The organism is Streptomyces sp. NPDC006265, assembly GCF_040613555.1.
Lineage (GTDB): Bacteria > Actinomycetota > Actinomycetes > Streptomycetales > Streptomycetaceae > Streptomyces.
On the sequence record NZ_JBEXSH010000402.1, the window covers coordinates 1 to 7,901 of the forward strand.

At 73.5% G+C, this 7,901-nt stretch carries 10 protein-coding genes; 5 read left to right on the top strand and 5 right to left on the bottom strand.

Going from position 1 to position 7,901, the window contains the following annotated elements; all coding sequences use genetic code 11:
* A partial coding sequence (locus tag ABZ281_RS28145) for a hypothetical protein (RefSeq protein WP_356659893.1) occupies nucleotides 1–234 on the top strand: 234 nt, incomplete at its 5' end.
* Here the strand turns inward: ABZ281_RS28145 and ABZ281_RS28150 are convergent.
* Nucleotides 191–1,330 (bottom strand): acyl-CoA dehydrogenase family protein, encoded by a 1,140-nt coding sequence (locus tag ABZ281_RS28150; protein WP_356659875.1) that lies wholly within the window; start codon nucleotides 1,328–1,330, stop codon nucleotides 191–193. The two genes, ABZ281_RS28145 and ABZ281_RS28150, sit on opposite strands and share 44 nt — an antisense overlap.
* Nucleotides 1,331–1,378: 48 nt before the next feature.
* Here ABZ281_RS28150 and ABZ281_RS28155 point away from each other — a divergent pair, with 48 nt between their 5' ends.
* From ABZ281_RS28155 to ABZ281_RS28165, 3 genes are read left to right on the top strand one after another with little or no spacing between them, the layout of a single operon-like run.
* A complete protein-coding gene (locus ABZ281_RS28155) occupies nucleotides 1,379–2,167 on the top strand; it encodes an SDR family oxidoreductase (protein ID WP_356659877.1) in 789 nt (262 codons plus the stop codon).
* 13 nt (nucleotides 2,168–2,180) lie between these two features.
* Nucleotides 2,181–2,795, top strand: coding sequence for a TetR/AcrR family transcriptional regulator (locus ABZ281_RS28160; RefSeq protein ID WP_356659879.1), 615 nt, complete (start codon nucleotides 2,181–2,183; stop codon nucleotides 2,793–2,795).
* A gap of 22 nt (nucleotides 2,796–2,817) precedes the next feature.
* Nucleotides 2,818–3,975, top strand: a complete 1,158-nt coding sequence (locus ABZ281_RS28165; RefSeq protein ID WP_356659881.1) for an acetyl-CoA C-acetyltransferase — start codon at nucleotides 2,818–2,820, stop codon at nucleotides 3,973–3,975.
* Here the strand turns inward: ABZ281_RS28165 and ABZ281_RS28170 are convergent.
* The 4 genes from ABZ281_RS28170 to ABZ281_RS28185 are packed head-to-tail and all read right to left on the bottom strand — an operon-like array spanning nucleotide 3,959 to nucleotide 7,309.
* Nucleotides 3,959–5,011 (bottom strand): nitronate monooxygenase, encoded by a 1,053-nt coding sequence (locus ABZ281_RS28170; RefSeq protein WP_356659883.1) that lies wholly within the window; start codon nucleotides 5,009–5,011, stop codon nucleotides 3,959–3,961. The two genes, ABZ281_RS28165 and ABZ281_RS28170, sit on opposite strands and share 17 nt — an antisense overlap.
* A complete protein-coding gene (locus tag ABZ281_RS28175; protein WP_356659885.1) occupies nucleotides 5,008–5,727 on the bottom strand; it encodes a CoA-transferase in 720 nt (239 codons plus the stop codon). The genes ABZ281_RS28170 and ABZ281_RS28175 overlap by 4 nt, the downstream gene beginning before the upstream one ends.
* Nucleotides 5,724–6,560: a CoA-transferase gene (locus tag ABZ281_RS28180; protein ID WP_356659887.1), complete on the bottom strand. Its 837-nt coding sequence runs from the start codon at nucleotides 6,558–6,560 to the stop codon at nucleotides 5,724–5,726. Before ABZ281_RS28180 ends, ABZ281_RS28175 begins: the two co-directional genes overlap by 4 nt.
* Nucleotides 6,557–7,309, bottom strand: coding sequence for an enoyl-CoA hydratase family protein (locus tag ABZ281_RS28185; protein WP_356659889.1), 753 nt, complete (start codon nucleotides 7,307–7,309; stop codon nucleotides 6,557–6,559). Before ABZ281_RS28185 ends, ABZ281_RS28180 begins: the two co-directional genes overlap by 4 nt.
* 55 nt (nucleotides 7,310–7,364) lie before the next feature.
* On the opposite strand from ABZ281_RS28185, the gene ABZ281_RS28190 reads away from it, so the two are divergent.
* Nucleotides 7,365–7,901 (top strand): SDR family NAD(P)-dependent oxidoreductase (locus ABZ281_RS28190; protein ID WP_356659891.1); only part of this gene is annotated, 537 nt, incomplete at its 3' end.

Genomic DNA, 7,901 nt, shown 5'->3' on the forward strand with positions numbered 1-7,901 from the left:
GGGGTGAACACGTACAACGTGGTCGACGTGCAGACGGCCACGGACGTGGTGGTCCCCGACATCACGCTGGAGGGCCCGCTGCTCGGCATCGAGGAGGAAGCGCATCAGAGGTGCCCCTTCGGTCGTGCCGTGGCAGGCAACGTGTGCGACGGGGCGATCGTCGCCTGTCGCGGCACCAGAGCCCCCGGCATCAGCGGCGGCCCTTCGGCAGGCCGAGCAGGCGCTCGGCGATGATGTCCCGCTGGATCTCGTTCGTGCCCGCGTAGAGGGGGCCGGCGAGGGCGAAGACGTACCGCTGAGCCCAGTCGGTGTCGCCCCGCTCGCCGTCGGGGCCGAGCAGGTCGAGGGCCGTCTCGTGGAGCGCGATGTCCAGCTCGGACCAGAAGACCTTGTTGAGGCTCGACTCGGGGCCGGCGCTCTCCCCGTCCAGGAGGCGGGAGGCGACCGCGTAGGTGAAGAGCCGGTAGGCGCGGGCGCCGATCAGGGCGTCGGCCACCCGGTCCCGCGCGGACGCCGGGCCGCCCTGCCGCCGCCACAGCGCCTCCAGCCGGTGGGCCGACGCGAGGAAGCGGCCGGGGGAGCGGAGCATCAGACCGCGTTCGTTTCCCGCCGTCGACATCGCGATCCGCCAGCCCTGGCCCGGCTCGCCGATCATGTCCTCGTCGGGCACGAAGACCTCGTCCAGGAACAGCTCCGCGAAGGCCGGCTTGCCGTCGAGACGGGCGATCGGGCGGACCGTGACACCCGGGGCGCGCAGGCCGAACATCAGGTACGTCAGGCCCTGGTGGGGTCTCGCCGCGTCGGGGTCGCTGCGGAACAGGCCGAAGGCGCGGTCGGCGAAGGCGGCCCGCGAGGACCAGGTCTTCTGGCCGGTCAGCAGCCAGCCGCCGTCCGTGCGCACGGCCCTCGCCCGCAGGGACGCCAGGTCGGAACCGGCCTCGGGCTCCGACCAGGCCTGCGCCCAGACCACCTCGCCGGAGGCCATCGGGGGCAGGATCCGGGCCCGCTGCTCCTCGGTGCCGTGGTCGAGGAGGGTCGGGGCGAGCAGCTGGATGCCGTTCTGGCCGACGCGGCCCGGCGCGTCCGCCGCCCAGTACTCCTCCTCGAAGAGCAGCCACCGCAGGAGCCCCGCGTCCCTCCCGCCGTAGCGCGAGGGCCAGTTGACGACCGACCAGCGGTCCGCGGCGAGCTCCGCCTCCCAGGAGCGGTGCGCGGCGAAGCCCTCCTCGGTCTCCAGGGAGGGCAGGGGTGCGCGCGGCACATGCGCGTGCAGCCACTCCCGCACCTCGGCGCGGAACGCCTCGTCCTGCGGGGAGAACGCCAGGTCCATGGCCGCCCATCCTTCCCTAACAAGTGTTTGGTAGGTTAGCGTGAGCCCATGACAGACGTCGAGAGCCCGGCGTACGTGCCCGGGCACGGCCTGCTGAAAGGGCGGACCGCCGTCGTCACCGCGGCGGCCGGTGCGGGGATCGGCGGGGCCACGGCGCGGCGCTTCCTGGAGGAAGGGGCCCGCGTGCTGATCAGCGACGCGCATGCGCGACGGCTCGAGGAGTACGCGGCCCGGCTGGCCGGGGAGTTCGGCAAGGAGTCGGTCGCCGCGGTGCCCTGCGACGTCACCGACGAGACACAGGTGCGCGACCTCTTCAAGGCGGCAGCGGCGGAGCACGGGCGCCTCGACGTCGTGGTCAACAACGCCGGTCTGGGCGGCACCGCGGAGCTCGTCGACATGACCGACGAGCAGTGGTCCCGCGTCCTGGACGTGACGTTGAACGGCACCTTCCGGTGCACCCGCGCCGCCCTGCGGCTGATGCGGGAGTCGGGGGGAGGCGTGATCGTCAACAACGCCTCCGTCGTCGGCTGGCGCGCGCAGGCGGGACAGGCGCATTACGCCGCCGCGAAAGCCGGGGTGATGGCCCTGACCCGGTGCGCGGCGCTGGAGGCGGCCGGGTACGGCGTCCGGGTCAACGCCGTCTCGCCGAGCCTCGCCATGCACCCGCACCTGGCGAAGGTCACCTCGGCGGAACTGCTGGAGGAACTGACCGCGCGTGAGGCCTTCGGACGGTACGCCGAGCCCTGGGAGGTGGCCAACGTGATCGTGTTCCTGGCGTCCGGCTACTCCTCGTACATGACGGGCGAGGTCGTCGCCGTCAGCAGTCAACGGGCCTAGGACAATGGACGATGTGCCGACCAAGAAGAAGCCCCAGGTGAGCGCCGCAGCGCCCGCGCGCCGCCGTGAACTCCTCGCCACCGCCGCCGAGGTATTCGCCGAACAGGGCTACAACGCCACCACCGTCCGCAAGATCGCGGACCACGCGGGGATGCTCGCAGGCAGCCTCTACTACCACTTCGACTCCAAGGAATCGATGCTGGAGGAGATCCTGCGCACCTTCCTCGACGAGCTGTGGGACGGCTACGACACCGTCCTCGGCGCCGGGCTCGGACCGCGCGAGACGCTCCAGGCCCTGGTCACCGAGTCGTTCCGGGAGATCGACCGGCATCGCGCGGCCGTCGCGATCTACCAGAAGGAGAGCCGGCAGCTCGTGGCGCAGGAGCGGTTCGCGTTCCTCGCCGCATCGCAGCGTCGGTTCGAGAGGGCCTGGCTGTCCACGCTGGAGCGGGGCGTCGCCGAGCGGGCCTTCCGGGCCGACCTCGACGTCCGGCTCACCTACCGGTTCGTGCGCGACACGGTCTGGGTCGCCGCGTCCTGGTACCGGCCGGGCGGACAGCACAGCCCGGACGAGATCGCCCGGCAGTACCTGTCGATGGTGCTGGACGGGATCGCCGTACGCGAATAACCCTAGGTGCGAGGGAGTCGTCATGGCCGAGGCCTACATCGTCGAAGCGGTCCGCACGCCTGTCGGGCGGCGCGGGGGAGGGCTGAGCGCCGTCCACCCGGCCGACCTCGGCGCACACGTCCTGAAGGAGCTGATGGACCGCTCGGGCGTGGACCCGGCCGCCGTGGAGGACGTCGTCCTCGGCTGTCTGGACGCGGTGGGGCCGCAGGCCGGGGACATCGCGCGGACCTGCTGGCTGGCGGCCGGGCTGCCCGAGGAGGTGCCGGGCGTGACCGTCGACCGGCAGTGCGGCTCCTCGCAGCAGGCCGTGCACTTCGCCGCGCAGGCCGTGCTCTCCGGCACCCAGGACCTGGTGGTCGCGGGCGGGGTGCAGAACATGTCGATGATCCCCATCGCCTTCGCCACCCGGCAGGCCGCCGAGCCGCTCGGGCTGACGCAGGGCCCCTTCGCGGGCAGTGCAGGCTGGCGGGCCCGGTACGGCGACAAGCCCGTGAACCAGTTCGTGGGCGCCGAGATGATCGCCGTGAAGTGGGGGATCAGCCGGCAGGACCAGGAGGAGTTCGCCCTGCGCTCCCATCAGCGGGCGGTGCGGGCCGTCGACGAGGGGCGCTTCGGCCGCGAGACCGTGCCCTACGGGCAGGTCACCGTCGACGAGGGGCCACGCCGGGACACCTCCCTGGAGAAGATGGCCGGGCTCAAGCCGGTCCTCGACGGCGGCACCGTCACCGCAGCCTGCTCCTCGCAGGTCTCCGACGGGGCGGCGGCGATGCTGCTGGCCTCCGAGCGGGCCGTGCGCGACCACGGGCTCACCCCCCGCGCCCGTGTGCACCACCTCTCGGTGCGCGGCGAGGACCCGATCCGGATGCTCACCGCCCCCATTCCGGCCACCGCCCACGCCCTGAAGAAGACCGGCCTGAGCATCCACGACATCGACCTCGTCGAGATCAACGAGGCCTTCGCCCCCGTCGTCCTGGCCTGGCTGAAGGAGACCGGCGCCGACCCGGACCGGGTCAACGTCAACGGCGGCGCGATCGCACTGGGCCATCCCCTCGGCGCGACCGGCGTCAGGCTCATGACGACCCTGCTGCACGAACTGGAGCGTACCGGCGGCCGGTTCGGACTGCAGACCATGTGCGAGGGCGGCGGCCAGGCCAACGTGACGGTCATCGAACGGCTGTGAGCCGCGCCAGCGTCTCGTCGGCCTCCCTCACGATCCGCTCCACCAGCTCCGCGCACGACGGCAGGTCGTCGATCACCCCGGCGACCTGCCCGGACGCCATCACCCCCAGGTCCGTACGACCGTCCACCATCGCCGACTTGAGCAGCATCGGCGTGTTCGCGGCGAGCAGCACCTGGCTCCAGGACAGGTCCTTGCCGTGCTTGAGCGCGAGCCCGTCGCGGACCAGCTGCGGCCAGGTCAGCCCGGACAGCCGCCGGAATCCGGCCGCCGCGCGCACGGCCCGCACCAGCGCCCGGGCCCGGCCGGTGTCCTCCAAGGCGTCCACCAGCTCCGTGCGCAGCATGCGGTGCGGGAGCCCGTCCACCGCCCGGGTCACCGCCACGTCCCGCACGGTCGCCGCGAGGTACCGCGCCTTCACCGCGTCCGGCACGGTCGAGTCCGAGGTCAGCAGGAACCGCGTGCCCATCGCCACGCCAGCCGCCCCGTAGGCGAGGGCCGCGGCCAGCCCGCGCCCGTCGAAGAAGCCGCCCGCCGCCACGACGGGGATCCGCACCGCGTCCACCACCTGCGGCAGCAGCACCGTCGTGGCCACCTCGCCGGTGTGCCCGCCGCCCTCCGCGCCCTGCACCAGCACCGCGTCCGCGCCCCACGCCGCGACCTTCTCGGCGTGCCGCCGCGCCCCCACGGTCGGCATGACGACCACACCGGCCTCCTTGAGCTCGCCGATCAGCTCCCGGGAGGGGGCGAGGGCGAAGGAGGCGACGCGGACGCCCTCCTCGATCAGGATCCGGACGCGGTCGCCCGCGTCGGCGGCGTCCGCGCGCAGGTTCACCCCGAACGGCGCGTCCGTCCGGGACTTCACCTCCCGTACGGCCTCGCGCAGCCGGTCCGGCGTCATCGTCGCCGAGGCCAGGACGCCGAGGGCGCCCGCGTTCGCCGAGGCGGAGACCAGACGGGGACCGGCCACCCAGCCCATCCCGGTCTGCACGACCGGATGACGGACGCCGGTCAGCCGGGTCAGCGCCGTCCCCCTCACGCGGCGACCTCCCGGGCCCGGGCCCCGGCCGGGTCGACGACCTCGCGGATCAGCCGGAGCTCCTCGTCGCTCGGCTCCCTGGTCGCCGGCACCTCGTCCGGGACGGTCAGCTCGAAGCCCGTGGCCTCCTTGACCTGATCGACGGTGACGCCCGGGTGCAGCGAGGCCAGCCGCATCGAGTGGTCGGGCGTGGCGAAGTCGAAGACGCCCAGGTCGGAGACGACCCGCGGGATGCGGTGGTAGCGCGACCCGTCCGCACGGTCGTAGCCCACCCCGCAGACCATGTCGACCCGGTCCACGAAGACCCGCCGGGAGTGCCTCGGGATCCAGTAACTGGTCGGGTTGTTCAGGGTGTTGACCGGGGCGCCGCGCACCCCGAGCAGCTGCCGCCTCGGCCGCTCCCAGTCGCCGATGCACGAGATGTTCTGGTTGCCGAACCGGTCGATCTGGCTCGCGCCCATCATCACGTGCCGCCGCCCGCCCGTGACCCAGGCCAGATGCTCGCGGTACGGCAGCCAGCCCTCGGGCGTCCCGTCCGGGCGGACGAGCAGGGCCTCGCCGTCGGTCAGCAGCAGGTCCGGCGCGAAGGTGAGCCGGGCCAGGCGGGCGCCGATCGAGGGGATCGAGCCCATGGGGCTCGCCAGCACCTCGCCGTCGTCCCGCCAGGCCTCGGCGCAGGCGATCACGCAGTACTCGGCGCGGGTGGGCCCGGTCATGTCCCCTCCCGCACGGCCGACTGGTACGTCTGCTCGTCCCCGGCGAGGAACCCGGCCTCGAACTCGGGCCAGGGTGTGGTCGCGTACGTCTTCTGGAAGGCCTCGTCCCGGCCGTAGTCGGGCGCGCAGGACGTGAAATGCGCCCCGTTCGGCGCCTCGACGACACCGGTGACCGTGTGGCGCCTGATCAGCAGCGTCTGGGGTGGCCCCTGCTTCGTCAGCTCGGCCGTCTCGACGATCCGCTCACAGCTCACGTACGCCGTGTCGGCCGCCGCACAGAACAGGTCGTCGAAGTACGGGTCCGGGCCCAGGTACTGCCCGTTGCCCGACCGGTCGGCGCGGTTGACGTGCACCAGGGCCGCGTCCATCCGCAGGGCGGGCACGGCGACGAGCGTCTCCCCGTCCTCGTACGGCGACGTGACCGTCCGCAGGCCGGGGTTGACCCGCATCACATCCGAGCCGAAGCCCGCCCGCACGGGCAGGAACGGCAGCCGGTTCGCCGCCGCCCGCAGGCCCCACAGGAGCATCGCCTCGTCGATCTCCGTCAGCTCGAACGCGCCCCGCTCGCGGGCCGCCCTGTAGTGCGGCTCCAGCGGGATCGAGTCGAGGGTGACGAAGGCCGTCACCAGCTTCCGGATCCGCCCGGCCGCGGCCAGCATGCCCACGTCCGGGCCGCCGTACGAGACGACCGTGAGGTCGGTGATCCCCGACCTGAGCAGCGCTCTCACCAGGGCCATCGGCTTGCGGCGCGAGCCCCAGCCGCCGATGCCGAGGGTCATGCCGCTGGACAGCCGGGACACGGCCTCGTCCGCCGGCATCGTCTTGTCCCTCATCGCGCTCCCTCCCGCCCGAACCGGTCGCGGACCCGCGCGCCCGCCCCGCTGAGGCTCGCCTCGTAGGTGAAGCCCTGCTCGAAGCGGTAGCTGCGGCGCACGTCCACGGGGTCGATGCCGTTGAGCGCCGCCTTGGCCAGACGGAGCAGCCGGCCGTCCTTGGCCGCGATCTCCCGGGCCAGCTCCAGCGCGGCGGCGGGCAGTTCGGCGCGCGGCACCACCCGCCACACCGACCCGTGCGCGTGCAGCTCGGCCGCGCTCGCCGTACGCGCCGTGTAGTACAGCGCACGCATCAGGTGCTGGGGGACCAGCCGGGACAGATGTGTGGCCGCGCCCAGGGCACCGCGGTCCAGCTCGGGCAACCCGAACACCGCGTCCTCGCTCGCCACGATCGCGTCCGCGTTGCCCACCAGGCCGACGCCGCCGCCCAGGCAGAAGCCCTGCACCGCCGCCACGACCGGCACCTCGCACTCGTAGACCGCCGCGAAGGCCTCCGCGCAGCCGCTGTTCACCCCGCGCAGCGCGCTGTGCTCCCGGTCGTCCGCCTGCAACTCCTTGATGTCCACACCCGCGTTGAACCCGCGCCCCTCGGCGGCCAGCACCACGCACCGGACCTCCGGGTCGCGTCCGGCGGCACGCACCGCGCCGGCCAGGGCGAACCAGCCCGCCACCGGCAGGGCGTTCACCGGCGGGAAGTCGACCGTGACGACGGCTATGCCCTTTTCCCCGCACGAGGTGGAGACACCCATGGCCGCATCAGCTACCTTTCCACCAAACGTTTGTTAGGTGGAAAGGTAGCAGCGCATGGAACTGGACGGGAAGGTCGCCGTCGTCACGGGCGGAACCCGCGGCGTCGGTGCCGGCATCGCGCGTGCCTTCGCACAGGCGGGCGCCGAGGTCGTGGTCTGCGCCCGCCGGCCCCCGGAAGTCCCGCTGCCCGGCATCGAGTTCATGCCGCTGGACGTCCGGGACGCCGACGCCGTGGGACGCCTGTTCGCCGGCCTGCCCCGGGTGGACGTCCTCGTCAACAACGCGGGCGGCGGCCGATTCGACCAGCAGGGACCCCGCCAGAGCCGCCCAGGGGCCCGGCCTGCCCGCCCGCGCGGGTCCGGCGGGCCCGGCCTCGCCGAGCACCCGCCGCGCCCACGCGGTCATCCGGGTCCGGTCCGCCGCGGTGACACCCGGAACGGCCCGGAGACCCACGCCGAAGCGGGCCAGTATCTCCGCGGCGTGCTCGGCGAGCAGGGCGTCCTGCCGTGCCACCGTGGGCCCGGGCGGGCGGGCGGGAGGCTCGGAGTCGCCCGGCCGCGGCGCGGCCGGCACCCCGGGGGCGCCCGGCCC